The sequence below is a fragment of the Pseudonocardia oroxyli genome (assembly GCF_900102195.1).
In the GTDB taxonomy this organism is placed as follows: Bacteria; Actinomycetota; Actinomycetes; order Mycobacteriales; family Pseudonocardiaceae; genus Pseudonocardia; species Pseudonocardia oroxyli.
Genome location: NZ_FNBE01000007.1, coordinates 145,253 through 162,076, shown reverse-complemented (window position 1 = coordinate 162,076; position 16,824 = coordinate 145,253). Strand labels below are relative to the sequence as shown.

The following is a 16,824-nucleotide window of genomic DNA, read 5'->3' as shown; positions in this document are numbered from 1 at the left end:
AGCGCGGCGGGAATCTGACGTGTATCCGGGAACCTGGGCGAGGACGCGGCCGGACCATCCGGCGACGATCATGAGCGGCGGTCCGTTGGACGGCCGGGTCCAGACCTACGGCGAGCTGGACGAGCGGTCCATCCGGCTCGCCCGGGTCTTCGCGGAGACCGGGTTGGGGCCGGGCGACCACGTGGCCGTCGTGCTGGAGAACCGTCCGGAGGTCTTCGAGGCCTACTGGGCGGCGGTGCGGTCGGGACTGGTCGTCACGGCGGTGAACAGCCACCTCACCCCGGCCGAGGTCGCCTACATCGTCGACGACTGCGCGGCGCGGGTGCTCGTGGTCTCGGCGAACCTGCCCGGGATCGGCGAGGGCATCGTCGCGGACACCCCCGGGGTGCGGCGCAGGCTCGCCGTGGGCGGGGAGATCCCCGGACACGAGGACTACGAGGCGGCGCTGGCCGCGGTGTCGGCCGATCCGCTGCCGGACGAGCCCGCCGGCATGGACATGCTCTACTCGTCCGGCACCACCGGGCGTCCGAAGGGGATCACCCGCGACCTGCCCCAGCGGAAGGTCCACGAGCCCGGCGACGCGATGCTGGAGGTCTTCGCGCCCGTCTACGGCTGGGACTCCGACACGGTCTACTACTCGCCCGCCCCGCAGTACCACTCGGCTCCGCTGCGGTTCGGGGCGATGACCCACGCCACGGGCGGCACGCTGGTCGTCGCGGAGCGGTTCCGACCGGAGCAGGCGCTGGCGGATATCGAGCGCCACCGGGTCACGCACAGCCAGTGGGTGCCGACGATGTTCGTCCGGCTGCTGAAGCTGGATCCGGAGGTGCGGTCGCGGTACGACCTCTCCTCGCTGAAGGTCGCCGTGCACGCCGCCGCGCCGTGCCCCGTCGAGGTCAAGCGTCGGATGATCGACTGGTGGGGTCCGGTGCTGCAGGAGTACTACAGCTCCACCGAGTCCCCGGGGCAGACCCGGATCACCTCCGAGGAGTGGCTCGCCCACCCCGGTTCGGTGGGGCGGGCGACCGTCGGGATCCTGCACGTCTGCGGCGAGGACGGCACGGAGCTCGGCCCGAACGAGGTCGGCACGGTGTACTTCGAGAGCCCGAACCCGTTGTTCATCTACCACAACGACGTGGCCAAGACGGCCGACTCGCGCCATCCGGGCCATCCGGACTGGGCCACCACGGGCGACCTCGGCTACGTCGACGAGGACGGCTGGCTCCATCTCACCGACCGCCAGGCCTTCATGATCATCTCTGGCGGGGTGAACATCTACCCGCAGGAGATCGAGGACGCGTTGGCCCTGCACCCCGCCGTGCAGGACGTCGGGGTGATCGGTGTCCCGGACGAGGAGATGGGGGAACAGGTCAAGGCCGTCGTCGAGACCGCCGAGGGGGCGACGCCCGGGCCGGAGCTCGAGCAGGAGATCCTCGAGTTCGTCCGGGGCCGGATCGCGCACTACAAGTGCCCGCGCACGGTCGACTTCGTCGCCGAGCTGCCGCGCACGCCCACCGGGAAGCTGGTCAAGAGGCGGATCCTCGAGCGGTATCGATGACCTCGCGGATCCCGGTGGCGGGGCGGCCGAGCAGGGTCGCCAGGTCGTCGCCGGGCTCGGCGAAGAAGCCGCTGCTGACGAGGGCGCCGATGAAGTCCTCGTCGGTGAGAGGGATCTCCTCGTGGACGACGGTGGTGCCGGTCGCCTCGGTGATGGCCGCGGCCAGCTCGTCGTAGGTCCACAGCGGACCGCGCAGCTCGTAGACCCGGTTCGCGTGGCCGTCGCCGACCAGGGCCTGCGCCGCGGCGGCGCCGAAGTCCGCGATCGTCGCGGTGTTGAGCGGCTTGCCGCCGGTCGCCGCGGCGATCCGGCCGGTGGAGGTGGCGGCCTCGATCACCGCGGGGTTGACGAAGATGTCGGTGTAGAAGCTGTTGCGCAGCACGGTGAACGGCACGCCGGACTCGCGCAGCAGCCCCTCGGTGGTGGCATGGTCGGCGAGGAAGCCGGGCCCGGTGTCCGCGGAGATCGCGCTGGTGTAGACGATGCGGCCGACGCCCGCGGCCTTCGCGGCGGAGATCGCGTTGCCGTGCTGGCGCGGCCGCACGCCGGGCGTCACGTCCGGGCTCGACACGATCAGCACCGTGTCCGCGCCCGCGAACGCCTTCTCCAGGCTCGCCGGGTCCTCGTAGTCGCCCTGGCGGACGTCGACGTCGACCCCGCTCAGCTTCTCGGGCGTGCGGGCGACCCCGACGACGTCCGCACCGCGGGCGAGCAGGTCGTCGAGGACCACGCGGCCCAACTTCCCGGTCACTCCGGTCACTGCGATCATGGTCGTGCTCCTTCGTTCGGTGGTGCTGCCAACCTACGGTGATGTACTTTCTCTCCGTAAGTACGTACCCCGGGGTAAGGACAGGAGTGACGTGTGAGCACGCAGGTCTCGGAGTTGTCGTGGCCCGGTCCGGGTGACGCGTTCGACAGTGACTGCCCCGCCCGGGTCGTTCTCGACCACATCACCTCGAAGTGGGCGGTACTCGTCCTCGTCGCGCTCCGCGAGGACGGGGAGACCCGGTTCAGCGCGTTGCGGCGCCGGGTGGGCGGGGTCAGCGAGAAGATGCTGGCCCAGACGCTGCGGACCCTGGAGGCGGACGGGTTCGTGGTCCGCACCGTGCTGCCGACCACGCCCCCGCAGGTCTCCTACTCCCTCACCGAGCTGGGGCTCGACCTCACCGTGCACCTGTCCGGGCTGATCGGCTGGATCAACGCCCGGGTGCCGGAGGTGGTGGCGTCCACTCGCTGAGCAGGTCGGCGAGATCGCGCAGGCCGGAGAGGGTCAGGTCGCCGCGCAGGCCCTTGAGCGCCGCGGTCTGCATGCCCGCTCCGTAGCCCGCCGCGAGCCCGGGCGCGCTGTCCTCCACGACCAGGCAGGTGGCCGGGTCGACGCCCAGCGCCGCGGCGGCCTTGAGACAGCCCTCGGGGCTCGGCTTGCCCTCCGTGATGTCCTCGCTGGTCACCAGCGTGTCGGGGGTGGGGAGTCCGGCCGCCGCCAGGCGGACCGTCGTCAGGCGACGGTCGGCGCTGGTCACGATCGCCCAGGGCAGACCCAGGACGTCGAGGAGGCGGAGCAGGTCGCGGGCGCCGGGGACCTCGCGGACGTCGTCGAGGTCGGTGTACTGGAGCTCGAGCTGGCGGGCGGCCGCGACGGCGACCTGGCGCTCGTCGAGATCGGGGCGGGCCTCGCGCACCGTGGGGTCCGACGGGCGCCCGTGGGCGGTCGCGAGCACCGCGGCGGCGTCCACGCCGTACTCCCGCGCCCAGGTGTGCCACGCCCGCTCGACCGCGGCGTCCGAGTCGACGAGCGTGCCGTCCATGTCGAACAGCACGGCGCGGAGGTCGTCGAGGTCCATGGGGTCACCGTAGGACCCGGAATACGGGCGGGGGGTATCAGGTTGGGCGAGGCATGGACGACATGACCTACCGCATGGCCGAGGGTTGGCTCGACGGCGGGCGTCCCTTGGAGGCCCTGTCGATGCTGGAGCACCGCCGCACCGAGCTCCTGGAGAGCGCGGCGGGCGCGATGCTGCTGGGCCGGGCCTACTTCAAGACCGCCCAGCTGGGCAAGGCCGAGGAGGTGCTGCGCCGGGCCGTCGAGCTCGGGCCGACGGACTCCTACGCCCGCTACCTGCTGGGTCGCACGCTGCAGCGGCAGAGCAGGCACGCCGAGGCCCTGCCGCACCTGAAGCTGGCCGCCGCTCAGAACCCGGAGTACGCGGGCGACCGCGACAGCTGCGCGGCCCGCATCGCCTGACCGTTCCCGTCCGACTCGCGAGTCCCCCACCTCGGACACGCGAGTCGGACGTCAGCCGACCATGGCGGGGGCGGGGTTCGCGACCGTGGTCTCCGCGGCCGGGTCCTCGAGCAGCGGGCAGGCGAGCCAGGGCTCCGGGATGCCGAAGGCGTCGACCAGCAGGCGGGCGTGGGGGCGCAGCTCGGCGCAGAGGTCGTTGACCGCCGCGGTGACCGCCCGGCTCTCGCCCGCGTTCAGCCTGCCGTGCTCGAGGTACCAGGCGCGGCTGCGCTCGATCACGGACAACGCGTGCAGGTCGAGGACCTTCTCCAGCAGCGGCCGGACCTCGGGCGCCGAGCGCTTGATCCCGGCGGCGAAGGCGTCGAACACCAGGGTGTCGACGTGGGCGCGGGCCGCCTCGAGCAGGTGGTCCTGCGCCGCGTTGAAGATCCCGAACTGGTCGGCGCCCTTCTTCAACGCAGGCCGCAGCCGCCGCGCGACGCCACCCAGCAGGTGTTCGGAACGCTCGGCGATCAGTGCGCGCTGCGCCGCGCGGGAGCGGGGGTCGAGCCTGCGGACCCGGAGGCGGTTGAGGCCCGTGCGCTCGGTGACGTCTCCCAGCGCCTGCTCCCCGACGAACCGCGCGAGGCCCACCGTCGACAGCCCCGCGACGGACTTGCCGTAGTCGCCCAGCAGGTTCTTGGCCAGCAGCTGCAGCAGGACGGTGTTGTCGCCCTCGAACGTGGTGAAGACGTCCGTGTCCGCCTTCAGGGTCGGCAGATGGTTCTCCGACAGGTACCCGGCCCCGCCGCAGGCCTCGCGGCAGGTCTGGATGGTGTGCGTGGCGTGCCAGGTCCCGATGGCCTTGAGTCCGGCGGCGCGGCTCTCCAGCTCGCGCTGCGCCTTCTCGTCGTGGTCGGCGCCGGGCTTCTGCAGCCGGTGCATCTCGGCGACGAGGTCGTCCTGGGCGTAGGCCAGCGCGTAGGAGGTCGCCAGCAGCGGGAGCAGCTTCCGCTGGTGGGCGCGGTAGTCGAGGATCGCCGTCTCCCGGCCGGTGCCCGGGTCGGCGAACTGGCGGCGGCGCTCGCCGTAGCGGACGGCCAGGGTCAGTGCCTTCTGCGCCGCGCTCCCCGCGCCGCCCGCCACCGAGATCCGGCCCCGCACCAGCGTGCCGAGCATGGTGAAGAAGCGGCGGCCCTCGTTCTCGATCGAGCTGGAGTAGGTGCCGTCCTCGGCCACGTCCGCGAACCGGTTCAGCAGCGCCTCCCGCGGCACGCGCACTCCGGAGAAGACCAGCCTGCCGTTGTCGACGCCGTTGAGCCCGGCCTTGTGCCCGCAGTCGGAGATCTCGACGCCGGGGGCGGGCTGCCCGTCCACCCGGATCGGGACGAGGAAGGCGTGCACGCCGTGCGTCTGCCCGCCCGTCACGAGCTGGGCGAAGACGACGGCCATCTCCCCGTCCCGGGCGGCGTTGCCGATGTAGTCCTTCCGTGCCCCGGGCTCCGGGGTGTCGATCACGAACTCCTGCGTGGCCGGATCGTAGGTCGCGGTCGTCCGCAGGTGCTGGACGTCTGACCCGTGGCCCGTCTCGGTCATCGCGAAGCAGCCGAGCAGCTCCCCGTCCATGATCCTGCGCAGGTACTTGTCATGGTGACGAGAAGTGCCGAGGACCTGCACCGCCCCGCCGAACAGACCCCACTGCACACCCGCCTTGACCAGCAGGGACAGGTCGCCGTACCCGAGCACCTGGAAGGCGGTGACGACCCCGCCGACGTCTCCCTTGCCGCCGTGGTCCGGCGAGAAGCCGGTGTGCGGCTGCCCGGTCCGCGCGAGCTCGTGGGTCAGCTCGAGGACGCGGGCGCGGTAGTCCTCGCGGCTCAGGTCCGGGTCCGCCGGGCTGAACCGGGACATCTGCTCCCGGACGTTCGTCCGGACGTCCGCCCAGCGGCCGTCGAGGCTCTTCTGCAACAGGTCGACATTCATCAGGCGCTCCCTAGTCCGGAGAGTCCGGTCCACGCGAGGTCGGTCAGGCGGGCGGCGAGCTCCGCCCGGGTGGTGCCGTCGGGGCGGGCCAGCCAGTCGTCCGCGGCGCCGCGGACCATCCCGACGACGGCGTGCCCCCAGATCCGCGGGGCCGCGGCGGCGGGCAGGTAGGCGGTGATCACGGACGCGACGTGGTCGCCGATCACGGTGACGAGGTCCGCGACGGGGTCCGCGCCGTCGAGCAGCGGGCGGTGTACCACGAACCGGTACACCTCGACGTCCGACTCGATCAGCCGCAGATATGCGTCTATACCTGCGATGACGGCGGCGCGCGGTCCGGCGCCGTCGGCCAGGGCCCGGTCCGTCGCGCGGCGGATCTGGTCGGTCAGTACCCGTGCGACGGACTCGCAGACGGCGACGTAGAGGCCGGTCCGGTCGCGGAAGTGCCGGTAGACCGCGGTCTTGCTGGTGCCCGCCGCGACCGCGACCTCCTCCATGCCGACGCCCGCGCCGTGCGTGCGGATGGCCTCCACGGTGGTGGCCACCAGCTCCGTGCGGCGTTGCTCGCGATGGGCGTCCCACCGCGAGTCACGACGATCCCGCGTCACACTCACGGCACCGACGGTACCGTGTACCGTGGGTACTGGCTACCTGCAGGTAACCCCATCGAGGAGGACTCCATGCGCAAGGCTGCGGTGATCGGGGGCAACCGGATCCCCTTCGCACGCGCGAACGGCAAGTACGCGCGGGCGTCCAACCTGGACATGCTGACGACCACGCTGGACGGTCTGGTGGCCCGCTTCGGGCTGGCGGACGAGCGGCTGGGCGAGGTGGTCGCCGGGGCGGTGCTCAAGCACTCCCGGGACTTCAACCTCACCCGCGAGGCGGTGCTGGGGTCGCGGCTCGCCCCGTCGACGCCCGCCTATGACATCCAGCAGGCGTGCGGCACCGGCCTCGAGGCGACCATCGCGGTGGCCAACAAGATCGCGCTCGGGCAGATCGAGAGCGGCGTCGCGGGCGGCGTGGACACGGCGTCCGACGCGCCCATCGCCGTCAACGAGGACCTGCGCAAGGTCCTCGTGGCACTCAACGGCGCACGCACGCTCCAGCAGCGGCTGAAGCTGCTGGGCAAGCTGCGCCCCGGCCAGATCGTGCCGGAGATCCCGCAGAACTCCGAGCCCCGCACCGGCCTGTCCATGGGGGAGCACGCGGCGATCACGGCCCGCGAGTGGGGGGTGTCCCGCGAGGCGCAGGACGAGCTCGCCGCCCTGTCCCACCAGCACCTCGCCGCCGCCTACGACCGCGGCTTCTTCGACGATCTCGTCACCCCGTACCTGGGTCTGACCCGGGACGACAACCTGCGGCCCGACTCCACCGTCGAGAAGCTGGCGCGGTTGACGCCGGTGTTCGGCAAGGGCGACGGCGCGACGATGACGGCGGGCAACTCGACGCCGCTGACGGACGGCGCGGCCCTGACGCTGCTGGGCTCCGACGAGTGGGCGGCCGCGCACAACCTCCCGGTGCTCGCGCGGTTCGTCGACGCCGAGACCGCGGCCGTCGACTACGTGCACGGCCGCGACGGGCTGCTCACCGCGCCGGTCTACGCCGTGCCGCGGCTGCTGGAGCGCAACGGGCTCACCTTGCAGGACTTCGACTTCTACGAGATCCACGAGGCCTTCGCCTCCACGGTGCTCGCCACCCTCGCCGCGTGGGAGGACCCGGGCTTCGCCAAGGAGCGGCTGGGCCTCGACGCGCCGCTGGGCTCGATCGACCGCTCCCGGCTCAACGTCGCGGGGTCCTCGCTGGCGGCGGGCCACCCGTTCGCCGCCACCGGCGGTCGGATCGTGTCCACGCTGGCGAAGCTGTTGCACGAGAAGGGTTCCGGGCGCGGCCTGATCTCGATCTGCGCCGCGGGCGGGCAGGGTGTCGTGGCGATCCTGGAGGCGGCCGCATGAGCAACGACAGGTTCCGGGACTTCTCCAACGGCGGGATCGCCAAGCGCCTCGGGGTGCCGCGGATCCCGGTGCTGCGCCGGTACGCGCCGGGGCAGCCGCTGCTCGACGGGCCCGCGCTCGTCGCGGGCTCGGGACGGTTCGCGAAGTCCGTCGCCGCGCTCGTCACCGAGGAGGGGGGCACGGTCGTCGACGAGGTGGGGGAGGGCCGGGTCGCCGCCGTCGTCGTCGACCTGACCGACGCGACCACGCTGGACGACCTCGCCGCCGCCCGTGCGGTCCTGCAGCCCGCGGTCCGGGCGCTCGCCCCGTCGGGGCGGGTGCTGCTGCTCGGCCCGTCGCCGTCCGAGGCGTCGGGCGTCGAGGCGGCGGCGGTCGCGCAGGCCCTCGACGGGCTGGTCCGCACGATCGCCAAGGAGGCCCGGGCCGGGGCGACCGCGAACCTGCTGGTCGTCGACGCCGAGGCCACCCCCGCCGCCGTCGACAGCTCCGTGCGGTTCTTCCTCTCCGCGCGGTCGGCCTATGTGGACGGCCAGGTCGTCCATGTCGGCGTCCCGGTCGGATCGCCGCAGGACCCGCCCGCGCTGGACTCGCCCACCGAGAAGCGGCTCGACGGCCGCGTCGCCGTGGTCACCGGCGCCGCGCGGGGCATCGGCGCGGCCATCGCGGACACCCTCGCCCGCGACGGGGCGCGCGTGGTCGCCGTCGACATCCCGGCGGCCGGGGAGAGCCTGGTGGCGGTCGCGAACCGCACCGGGGGCACGGCGCTGCAGCTGGACATCACCGCCGAGGACGCGCCCGCCCGGCTGGTCGCCTTCCTCACCGAACGGTTCGGCAGGCTGGACCTGCTGGTGCACAACGCCGGCATCACCCGCGACAAGCTGCTGGCCAACATGGACGCCGAGCGCTGGGACTCCGTGCTGAACGTGAACCTGCGCGCCCAGCTGCGGATCACCGAGGCGCTGCTGGACTCCGCCCTGCTCGGCGACGGCGCGCGCATCGTGAGCGTGTCCTCGCAGAGCGGGATCGCGGGCAACCGCGGCCAGGCCAACTACGTCGCGTCCAAGGCCGGGATCATCGGCATGGTGCGCGCGTTGGCGCCGGTCGTGGCCCCGCGGGGGATCACGGTGAACGCCGTGGCGCCCGGGTTCATCGAGACCGCGATGACCGCGACGATGCCCGTCGCCACGCGCGAGGGCGGCCGCCGGATCAACTCGCTGCGCCAGGGCGGCCTGCCGGTCGACGTCGCGGAGACGATCGGCTGGCTCGGCCAGGCCGCGTCCGGCGGGGTGAACGGTCAGGTCGTCCGCGTGTGCGGCCAGTCGATGATCGGGGCCTGATGATCGGCTTGTACGCCAAGGCGGCCGCCGGGGCGGTCCTGCCCCGGCCCTCGTCGCTGCCGGACACCGTGCGCACGCGGACGGTGCGGCCCACGGTGGGGCGGGTCGCGGACTACGCGGCGGTCTGCGGGTTCCCGCTGTCCGACGTCCTGCCCGCCACGTTCCCGCACGTCCTGGCGTTCGGGTTGCAGATGGAGCTGATGGCGGCGCGGTCCTTCCCGCTCGCCCTGCCCGGCCTGGTGCACGTCGCGAACGCGATCACCCTGCACCGCGCGATCGGTCTCGGCGAGGAGCTCGACGTGCGGGTGCACGCCGAGCGGTTCGCCGCCCACGCGCGGGGCGCGCAGGTCGATCTCGTCTCGGCGGTCTCCGCGGGCGACACCGTGGTGTGGGAGGGCCGCTCGACCTACCTCGCCCGCGGCGCCCACGCACCGACCGGTGTGGCCGGCGAGCTGCCGGAGGTGGCGACCCCGGAGGGCCCCGCCGCGGCGTCCTGGGCGCTCGGCGCGGACCTCGGCAGGCGGTACGCGGCGGTCAGCGGGGACGTCAATCCCATCCACCTGAACCCGTTGACCGCCAAGGCTTTCGGGTTCCCGCGCACCATCGCCCACGGCATGTGGACCGCCGCCCACGCCCTGGCCGCGCTGCAGGGCAGGCTGCCGGAGGCCCTCACCTACACGGTCCTGTTCCGCAAGCCGCTGCTCCTGCCCTCGCGCCCGGAGCTGGTGACCGAGCGGGTGGACGGGGGCTGGGACCTCGCCGTCCGCAGCCGCGCCGGCGTGCACCTGGCGGGTTCGGTGCGCTGACCGCCACCCCACCGAACCCGTGAGTGGCGATAGTCGCCATAGCGACTATCGCCACTCACGGGTCGTGGGCGCTGACCGGTCAGCCGAGCAGGGCCGCCACGGCTGCGGGCTGCTCGACGTGGGCGTTGTGGCCCAGGCCGTCCAGGACCGTCGGGTGCGCGGTGGTGACCATCGGGTCGTGCTCGCCCCGGGCGAGGCGGACCGGGCCCCGCGCCGCGGCGAGCAGGGCGGACACCTCCGGGTCGCCGACGCCGAAGGCGCGCGGGTCGAGGGCGGTGCGCCAGCCGCTCTCCCTCTCGCGGACCGCGGCCGCGGCGTAATGGCGTTCGAGATCGGCTCGACGTACGCAGCATGACGATGCAGAACGGCCCGCGGCCGCAGCACGGCTCCCCGCAGTCCTCGGCGCCGTTCGGCTTCCAGGGTGGGCCGCAGGGTCAGCAGACCCCGCAGCAGACCCCGCAGCAGCCGCAGTGGGCTCCGCCGCCCCAGCCCGGGTGGAACCAGGCGCCGCAGGGATACCAGCAGATCCCGCCGCAGTACGCGCCGCCGCAGTTCGCCCAGCCACGGTACGCGCCGCAGGCTCCGGCGCCCGTCGTGCGCAACGGGCTCGCGCTCGCGGCCCTGATCTGCGGGATCGTCGGGATCCTGTTCGGGTTCATCCCGCTCACGTTCTGGGTCGCGGGGGTGCTCGCCGTGGTGGCCGTCCCGCTCGCGCTGGCCTCGCTGGGCCGGGCGAAGCGGGGTGCGGCGTCCAAGGGGCTGACCTGGTCCGGGCTGGCGGCGGGCGTCCTGGCGCTGGCGCTGGCGGTCTGGGGCGCGATCGTGTTCTTCACGGCGGTGAGCGAGCTGTCGGACCACCTCCAGCAGACCTCGGACCAGCTGACCTCCTACAGCGAGTGCCTCCAGCGCGCGGGCTCCGACCTGGACAAGATGAACGCCTGCACCCCCTCCTCCTGATCCACCCGGGCCCGCGCCGACCGTCGGCGCGGGCCTGTCGCCCGTTCGGCCTACACTCCGCGCATGACGGACCCAGCGTTGCGGCCCGGCGGGTACGTGCTGGGGCTGTCGGTGCGGCTGCTGCTCGCCGTGTCCGTCGTCGTGGCGAACTTCGGCGGGGCGGCGATCGTGTTCGCGCTGTCGGCGTGGGTCGTCCCGCAGGGGCAGGTCGCGGACGTCACCGCCGTCCGACTGCTGAACACCGCGCTGGTCATCGGGTACCTGCTGCTCGCCACCCCGGTCGGGATCCTGCTGGGGCGCCGGATCTTCCGGCTCCGGGGGCGGGCCGCACGCCGGGACCCCGGGCGGCGGGCGCGGCGCATCGTCCTCTACGGCCCGCTGCGGCTCGTCGTGATGCTCGCCGTCCTGTGGGGCGGAGCGGTCGTCCTGTTCGGACTGGTCAACCTGCGGTTCTCCTGGCGGCTCGCGCTCTCGGTCGCGGAGACGATCACCGTCGGTGGGATCGCCACGGTCGCGTTGTCCTACTTGCTCAGTGAGCGGATCCTGCGCGGCCCCGCGTCGGTGATCCTCGCCGGGCAGCCGCCGCGCAGCCGCGCGCTGCCCGGCGTGCTGCTGCGGCCGGTCCTGTTCTGGGCGCTCGGCACCGCGGTCCCCGTGATCGGGCTGCTGCTCGGCGGGGTGTCCGCCCTCGTGTTCCAGGACGTCACCGTCGACCGGCTGGCGGTGATGATCCTCGCGATCGGCACCGCCGCGCTCTTCGCCGGCATCCTGACGACGATCGGCGCCGCCCGCGCCGCCGCCGACCCCGTGATCGCGGTGCGGCGGGCGATGCAGCGCGTGGAGCAGGGTGACCTGGAGGTCTCGGTCCCGGTCTACGACCACACGGAGCTGGGGCGGCTGCAGGCCGGGTTCAACACGATGGTCGAGGGGCTGCGCGAGCGGGAGCGGATCCGCGACCTGTTCGGCCGCCACGTCGGGGAGGACGTCGCGCGGGCGGCCGCGGCCGCGGACGGGAGCGAGCTGGGTGGCGAGGTGCGCCGGGTCGCGGTGCTCTTCGTCGACCTCGTCGGGTCCACGGCGATGGCCGCCGAGCGCCCGCCCGCCGAGGTGGTGGACGTCCTCAACCGGTTCTTCGCGATCGTCGTCGAGTCCGTGGAGCGGCACGGCGGCTGGATCAACAAGTTCGAGGGGGACGCCGCGTTGGCGGTGTTCGGCGCGCCCACGCCCGTCCGGGACCCCGCGGGGTGCGCCCTGGCCGCGGCCCGTGAGCTGGCCGACCAGCTCGCGGCCCGGATGCCGGAGACGGCCGCGGGGATCGGCGTGTCCGCGGGGGACGCCGTCGCGGGAAACGTCGGCGACCCGCGGCGCTACGAGTACACGGTGATCGGCGACCCGGTGAACGAGGCGGCGCGGCTCACCGACCTGGCCAAGTCGCGCGGCGGCGTGGTCGCCTCCGGCGCGGCACTGGATCTCGCCGACGAGGCCGAGTCGCAGCGCTGGGTCCGCGGCGAGCCGGTCGTGCTCCGCGGCCGCAACGCACCCACCGAGATCGCCACCCCCCGCGCCGAGCTGAACCTCAGGCACGTCCCGGGCATGATCGAACAGCCCTGAGGTTCAACTCGGCCGTCAGCCCGCCAGGACGCGGAGGGGTTGGCGGGTGCGGGAGGCGCCGGCGACCTGGTGGGCGAGCTGCGGGATCGGGAGGGGACGGCGGCGGGTGACGGTCGCCGCCGCCACGCCGGGCAGCTCGACGAACGGGTAGTGGTGGGCGAGCTCGCCCATCCGGGCGCAGGCCTCCTCGCCGAAGCGCGCGACGTCGTCCCGGGTCCAGGAGGGCAGGACGGCGAGGAAGTCGTCCCGGCCCATCCGCACCACGGTGTCGACGTCCCCGAGCATGCTCCCGACCGAGCTCGCCACCCCCTGCAGCGCGGCCAGCTCGGCGCGCAGCCCGTGCTGGGCGCGGACCTGGGACACACCGAGGACGCGCAGCAGCACCAGGCCGATCGGCAGCGTGCCCTCGCCCAGCCCGCGGGTCCAGCGCTCGAGGAACCGGACGGTGTGCAGGCCCGTCCGCGGGTCGCGGTCGCTCTCCCGGAGGGCGGTGAGCTGTGCCTCGGCGGCGATGCGGCGGCGGTCGGCACGGTCGGCGCGGTCGGTGAGGAACCGCAGCGGCGCGTCCCAGCGGCCCTGCGCCTGGGGCTCCGGGACGGCGACGACCTCAGCGAGCACGTCGTCGATCGCCGCGACCGTGTCGGCGCTCATCGGCAGCGCCGAGCGCAGCCGCAGGATCTCGCGGTAGGCGTCGTCGCGGCGGTAGGACCAGCGACCGCGGAACTGGCGGCCGGACTCCAACGACACCGACCCGGCCGCGACCTGCTCGAGGTCGGTGGCCACCAGCGTCGCGCCGCCGTGGGGGCCCAGCACGGTGATGCTCCACTCGCGGGCGAGCGGGTCGTCGGCGCCGACGAGGGCGTGCCGGACCCCGGGCGGGAGCCGGGGCGGGAGGTCCTCGGCGAGCCCGACCACGACGACCGCGCCGGTCGCCGCGATCGCGCGGTACATCTCGACCTCGCGCTCGAAGTACGAGTACTTCTGGAACATCGCGATCACGACCGACGGTGGCGGCGCGGCGAGGGCGAAGCGCTCCATGGCGTGCGAGACGTCGACGAGCAGGCGCTTGCCGTAGATCCCGTCGTCACCGCTGGTAGGCATCACTCGACGGAGCGTAGCCGCCCTGCGGTCGTGAGTGGTAAGTGGTGCTCTGGCACCACTTACCACGCACAGGGCGTCAGCCGGTGTTCTTCATGCCGGCCGCGATGCCGTTGATGGTCAGGAGGAGGGCGCGTTCGAGGTCCTCGTCCCCCGCGCCCGACTTGCGGCGCTGGGCCAGGAGCTCGACCTGGAGGTGGTGCAGCGGCTCGAGGTAGCCGTTGCGGACCGACAGGGTGTTGCGCAGCACCGGGTGGCGCTCCAGGAGGACCGAGTCCCCGGTGAGGGACAGGACCTCCCGCAGGGTCCGGGCGTGCTCGGTGCGGATCCGCTCGAAGAGCTCCTGCTGCCCAGGCTCGACGAGGGTGGACACGTAGTACTGGGCGATCCGCAGGTCCGTCTTGGCCAGGGTCATCTCGACGTTGCCGAGCAGGTTGGCGAAGAAGGCCCACGCGCGCATCTCGTCGAGCACGTCCCCGTAGCCCGCCTCGCGGGCGGCCCGCAGGCCGCTGCCCAGGCCGAACCACCCCGGGACGACCATGCGGGTCTGCGTCCAGCCGAAGACCCAGGGGATGGCGCGCAGGTCGTCCAGCGACGGGTCCGCCCCGGGCCGCTTCGACGGCCGCGACCCGACGTTCAGCCTGCCCAGCTCGTCGACCGGGGTGGCTGCGGTGAAGAACTCGGGCAGCCGCGGGTCCCCGACGAGCTCCCGGTAGGCCTTCTTGCCTGCCTCGGACACACACGTCATGGCCTCGTCCCAGCGGGCGAGGGTGTCGTCGGGCCAGCGGGACTCGGTGTGCAGCACGCTCGCGTCGAGCATGGCGGCGAGCAGGATCTCCAGGTTGTCGTGCGCCAGGGTGGGCAGCGAGTACTTGTCGGAGATGACCTCGCCCTGCTCGGTGAGCTTCATCGTGGCGTCCACGGACCCGAACGGCGCCGAGGCGATGGCCTCGCCCGCGGGCCCGCCGCCGCGCCCGACCGAGCCGCCGCGGCCGTGGAACAGCCGCAGCCGCACGCCGAACCGGGCCGCGGTGTCCCGCAGCTGGCGTTGGGCGCGGTGGATCTCCCACTGCGAGCTGGTGATCCCGGCGCCCTTGTTGGAGTCCGAGTAGCCCAGCATGATCTCCTGCAGGTCGCCGCGGTTGCGGACGTGCTGCCGGTAGCCGGGGTCGCTGAGCAGCCCCTCGAGCAGGTGGCCCGCCTGCGAGAGCTCCTCCACGGTCTCGAACAGCGGCACCAGGTCCACCGAGGACCGGGGGTCGGACTTCAGCTCGACCATGTAGGACTCGCGGGCCAGCACGGCCACGGCGAGGATGTCGTCGACGTCCTGGCACATCGACACGATGTAGGTCCGGGCCACCTCGGGCCCGAACTCGTGCTGGACCTCGTGGAGCATGTCGAACGTGGCGATCACGGTCCGGGCGGCCTCGGGCACCCCGTAGTGCCGCCGGATGAGCGGGCGGTTGCCCTGCAGCTCCTTCGACAGCAGCTCGCGGCGCTCGTCCCGGCTCAGCTCGGCGTACGGCCGGTCGAGCTCGCCGAGCGCGTCGTAGATCGCGCCGAGGGCATCGTGGTGTTTCTGGCCGTGCTCGCGGATGTCCAGCTCGGCGAGGTGCAGGCCCAGCGCCCGCGCCGACCGCAGCGCGCGGGCCAGCGTGCCGCCCGCGATGCGCGCGCCGAGGTGCCCCCGCAGCGAGCGGTCCACGACGCCCAGGTCGGCCAGGTAGTCCGCCACGCCCAGATAGTCGACGCCGGGGACGTGCCTGCCCTTCTCGGCGATCCGGGTGCGGGTGTTCTCCAGCTTGGCCGCGATGTAGGAGAGCTTGAGCCGGTAGGGCTCGAACTGGTTGAGCCGGATGAACCGGTCGTGCACCGCGGGCAGCGCCCGGCGGTCCCGCGCGAGCGCGCCGCGCAGCTCCTCGGAGACCCCCATGACCTTGGTGGAGATCGACAGCTCGCCGATGAGCTGGTCGACCAGCCCGCCGTGGATCCGCAGCGCCCGGTCGGAGTAGAGCTCCAGCACCTCGCGCGTGACGTCCGGGGTGACGTTCGGGTTCCCGTCCCGGTCCCCGCCCACCCAGACGCCGAGGGTCAGCGGCCGCGAGTCCGCGGGCACCTCGAAGCCGTGCGCGATCGCCTCCGCCTCGAACTCCCCCACCAGGTCCGGGACCGTCATCGTGCCGAGGCGCTCCATGAACCAGGCGACGTTGCGGGCCTCGTCGAGCACGGTCGGGCGGCCGGGGCGGATCTCGTCGGTCTGCCAGAGCAGGTCGACGAGCGCGCCCAGCTCGGCGTCCGACGCCTGCTGGTCCAGCCCGTCGGCCACCCGTCGCAGGATCGCCAGCACCGACTGCCGGGAGGCCTCGGTCGGGTGCGCGGTGAACACCGGGCGCAGCTGGGCGCGGGCGAGGACCTCCTGCACGGCCTCGTGGTCGGCGTCTCCCGCCAGGCGCTCCATGACGGTGTGCAGCGGGCGGCGGTCGGCCGGGCGCAGCTCCCGCAGCTCGCGGGAGCGGTGCAGCTGCTCGGCGACGTTCGCGAGCTGGAAGTACTGCGAGAAGGCCCGGGCCAGGGTGACCGCGGTGCCGGTGTCCAGCCCGGCGAGCCGCTCGGTGACCGCGTCGGGGTTCTCGCGGGCGAGCTTGCGCACCTCCTCGACCAGCTGCAGCAGCTCGTCTCCCGCCTGGTGCGCGAGCGACTGGCCGAGCATGGTCGACAGCCGCCGGATGTCTGCCCGCAGGGCGCTGTGCTCGGACTCGGAGACGACGCCGGAGTGGGCGGCCAGCGAGTCCGGGGCGAGGAGTTCGGGGCGGTGGGCGCTCGCGGTCACCGTGGGGCTCCGTCCGTCGGTCGGGTCCGCTCGCGTCGCTGGGAACGGCTTCGGCACTTCCGGAGCGGATCCTCCCCCGTCCGCACGGGCGGGGCCATTGCTGGGTCCGCCCCGTTACGGGCACGAAACAAGGCGGCCCGGAGGGCACCCCACGCGGGGTGCCCTCCGGGCAGGTCGATCGGGTCGCTCAGGAGGCGTCCAGGTCCTGGGCGAGCAGGTCGGCCAGGGCGTCGAGCGACTCCTCGGCGCCGGGGCCGTCCTCGGCCTCGAGCACGACCTCCTCACCGGAGGCCACGCCCAGCCCCAGCACCGAGAGGATGCTGCGGGCGTCGACCGGGCCGCGGTCGCCCGCGGCGATGGTGACCTTGGCGGGCTGCTGCCCGGCGGCCTTGCAGAACAGGTTGGCGGGGCGGGCGTGCAGCCCCACGGACGATCCGACCTTCACGTGGCGCTCGGCCATGGCGT

At 73.5% G+C, this 16,824-nt stretch carries 16 protein-coding genes; 8 read left to right on the top strand and 8 right to left on the bottom strand.

Annotation, left to right across the window (positions count from 1 at the left end; genetic code table 11):
• Nucleotides 1-19: 19 nt before the first annotated feature.
• A complete protein-coding gene (locus tag BLS43_RS12805) occupies nucleotides 20-1,558 on the top strand; it encodes an acyl-CoA synthetase (RefSeq protein WP_093083261.1) in 1,539 nt (512 codons plus the stop codon).
• Here BLS43_RS12805 and BLS43_RS12800 read toward each other — a convergent pair.
• Entirely contained in the window at nucleotides 1,527-2,327 is an 801-nt protein-coding gene (locus tag BLS43_RS12800) for an NAD(P)H-binding protein (protein ID WP_093083258.1), read from the bottom strand. The genes BLS43_RS12805 and BLS43_RS12800 overlap by 32 nt on opposite strands.
• A 93-nt stretch (nucleotides 2,328-2,420) precedes the next feature.
• Between BLS43_RS12800 and BLS43_RS12795 the strand changes: the two genes are divergently transcribed.
• Nucleotides 2,421-2,795: a winged helix-turn-helix transcriptional regulator gene (locus BLS43_RS12795; protein ID WP_093083255.1), complete on the top strand. Its 375-nt coding sequence runs from the start codon at nucleotides 2,421-2,423 to the stop codon at nucleotides 2,793-2,795.
• Here BLS43_RS12795 and BLS43_RS12790 read toward each other — a convergent pair.
• Entirely contained in the window at nucleotides 2,755-3,402 is a 648-nt protein-coding gene (locus tag BLS43_RS12790; protein ID WP_093083252.1) for an HAD-IA family hydrolase, read from the bottom strand. The genes BLS43_RS12795 and BLS43_RS12790 overlap by 41 nt on opposite strands.
• A gap of 53 nt (nucleotides 3,403-3,455) precedes the next feature.
• Between BLS43_RS12790 and BLS43_RS12785 the strand changes: the two genes are divergently transcribed.
• Nucleotides 3,456-3,803 carry a tetratricopeptide repeat protein gene (locus BLS43_RS12785; protein WP_093083250.1) on the top strand — a complete coding sequence of 116 codons (348 nt, stop codon included), beginning with the start codon at nucleotides 3,456-3,458 and terminating at the stop codon, nucleotides 3,801-3,803.
• A 51-nt stretch (nucleotides 3,804-3,854) separates the two neighbouring features.
• On the opposite strand, the gene BLS43_RS12780 is transcribed toward BLS43_RS12785, so the two are convergent.
• Nucleotides 3,855-5,765, bottom strand: a complete 1,911-nt coding sequence (locus BLS43_RS12780) for an acyl-CoA dehydrogenase family protein (RefSeq protein ID WP_093083248.1) — start codon at nucleotides 5,763-5,765, stop codon at nucleotides 3,855-3,857.
• Nucleotides 5,765-6,379: a TetR family transcriptional regulator gene (locus tag BLS43_RS12775; protein ID WP_093083245.1), complete on the bottom strand. Its 615-nt coding sequence runs from the start codon at nucleotides 6,377-6,379 to the stop codon at nucleotides 5,765-5,767. The genes BLS43_RS12780 and BLS43_RS12775 overlap by 1 nt, the downstream gene beginning before the upstream one ends.
• Nucleotides 6,380-6,445: 66 nt before the next feature.
• Here BLS43_RS12775 and BLS43_RS12770 point away from each other — a divergent pair, with 66 nt between their 5' ends.
• Genes BLS43_RS12770 through BLS43_RS12760 form a run of 3 tightly spaced genes read left to right on the top strand, consistent with a single transcriptional unit; the run spans nucleotide 6,446 to nucleotide 9,863 of the window.
• A complete protein-coding gene (locus BLS43_RS12770; RefSeq protein WP_093083243.1) occupies nucleotides 6,446-7,720 on the top strand; it encodes an acetyl-CoA C-acetyltransferase in 1,275 nt (424 codons plus the stop codon).
• A complete protein-coding gene (locus BLS43_RS12765; RefSeq protein ID WP_093083240.1) occupies nucleotides 7,717-9,057 on the top strand; it encodes a 3-oxoacyl-ACP reductase in 1,341 nt (446 codons plus the stop codon). Before BLS43_RS12770 ends, BLS43_RS12765 begins: the two co-directional genes overlap by 4 nt.
• Entirely contained in the window at nucleotides 9,057-9,863 is an 807-nt protein-coding gene (locus BLS43_RS12760) for a MaoC/PaaZ C-terminal domain-containing protein (protein ID WP_093083237.1), read from the top strand. Before BLS43_RS12765 ends, BLS43_RS12760 begins: the two co-directional genes overlap by 1 nt.
• Nucleotides 9,864-9,942: 79 nt before the next feature.
• Here the strand turns inward: BLS43_RS12760 and BLS43_RS29965 are convergent, their stop codons facing one another.
• Nucleotides 9,943-10,098 carry an alpha/beta fold hydrolase family protein gene (locus tag BLS43_RS29965; RefSeq protein ID WP_176921303.1) on the bottom strand — a complete coding sequence of 52 codons (156 nt, stop codon included), beginning with the start codon at nucleotides 10,096-10,098 and terminating at the stop codon, nucleotides 9,943-9,945.
• A 116-nt stretch (nucleotides 10,099-10,214) separates the two neighbouring features.
• Between BLS43_RS29965 and BLS43_RS12755 the strand changes: the two genes are divergently transcribed.
• Nucleotides 10,215-10,820 (top strand): hypothetical protein, encoded by a 606-nt coding sequence (locus BLS43_RS12755; RefSeq protein WP_093083234.1) that lies wholly within the window; start codon nucleotides 10,215-10,217, stop codon nucleotides 10,818-10,820.
• A gap of 63 nt (nucleotides 10,821-10,883) precedes the next feature.
• Nucleotides 10,884-12,431 (top strand): adenylate/guanylate cyclase domain-containing protein, encoded by a 1,548-nt coding sequence (locus BLS43_RS12750; protein ID WP_093083231.1) that lies wholly within the window; start codon nucleotides 10,884-10,886, stop codon nucleotides 12,429-12,431.
• A 15-nt stretch (nucleotides 12,432-12,446) separates the two neighbouring features.
• Here BLS43_RS12750 and BLS43_RS29370 read toward each other — a convergent pair whose 3' ends face one another.
• The 3 genes from BLS43_RS29370 to BLS43_RS12735 all read right to left on the bottom strand — a co-directional run bounded on the left by BLS43_RS29370 (nucleotide 12,447) and on the right by BLS43_RS12735 (nucleotide 16,819).
• Nucleotides 12,447-13,532, bottom strand: a complete 1,086-nt coding sequence (locus BLS43_RS29370; protein WP_143030024.1) for a DICT sensory domain-containing protein — start codon at nucleotides 13,530-13,532, stop codon at nucleotides 12,447-12,449.
• Between the two features lie 76 nt (nucleotides 13,533-13,608).
• Entirely contained in the window at nucleotides 13,609-16,359 is a 2,751-nt protein-coding gene (ppc, locus tag BLS43_RS12740; RefSeq protein ID WP_093083228.1) for a phosphoenolpyruvate carboxylase, read from the bottom strand.
• A 187-nt stretch (nucleotides 16,360-16,546) separates the two neighbouring features.
• On the bottom strand, nucleotides 16,547-16,819 hold the full coding sequence (locus tag BLS43_RS12735; protein ID WP_093083225.1) for an HPr family phosphocarrier protein: 273 nt from the start codon (nucleotides 16,817-16,819) through the stop codon (nucleotides 16,547-16,549).
• Nucleotides 16,820-16,824 lie beyond the last annotated feature (5 nt).

Bases quoted from the DNA above. Each gene is read 5' to 3' on its own strand.
- BLS43_RS12785 (WP_093083250.1), top strand. From the start codon at position 3,456: ATGGACGACATGACCTACCGCATGGCCGAGGGTTGGCTCGACGGCGGG.
- BLS43_RS29370 (WP_143030024.1), bottom strand. From the start codon at position 13,532: ATGCCTACCAGCGGTGACGACGGGATCTACGGCAAGCGCCTGCTCGTC.
- BLS43_RS12765 (WP_093083240.1), top strand. From the start codon at position 7,717: ATGAGCAACGACAGGTTCCGGGACTTCTCCAACGGCGGGATCGCCAAG.
- BLS43_RS12735 (WP_093083225.1), bottom strand. From the start codon at position 16,819: ATGGCCGAGCGCCACGTGAAGGTCGGATCGTCCGTGGGGCTGCACGCC.
- BLS43_RS12790 (WP_093083252.1), bottom strand. From the start codon at position 3,402: ATGGACCTCGACGACCTCCGCGCCGTGCTGTTCGACATGGACGGCACG.
- BLS43_RS12770 (WP_093083243.1), top strand. From the start codon at position 6,446: ATGCGCAAGGCTGCGGTGATCGGGGGCAACCGGATCCCCTTCGCACGC.
- BLS43_RS12760 (WP_093083237.1), top strand. From the start codon at position 9,057: ATGATCGGCTTGTACGCCAAGGCGGCCGCCGGGGCGGTCCTGCCCCGG.
- BLS43_RS12755 (WP_093083234.1), top strand. From the start codon at position 10,215: ATGACGATGCAGAACGGCCCGCGGCCGCAGCACGGCTCCCCGCAGTCC.
- BLS43_RS12750 (WP_093083231.1), top strand. From the start codon at position 10,884: ATGACGGACCCAGCGTTGCGGCCCGGCGGGTACGTGCTGGGGCTGTCG.
- BLS43_RS12800 (WP_093083258.1), bottom strand. From the start codon at position 2,327: ATGATCGCAGTGACCGGAGTGACCGGGAAGTTGGGCCGCGTGGTCCTC.
- BLS43_RS12780 (WP_093083248.1), bottom strand. From the start codon at position 5,765: ATGAATGTCGACCTGTTGCAGAAGAGCCTCGACGGCCGCTGGGCGGAC.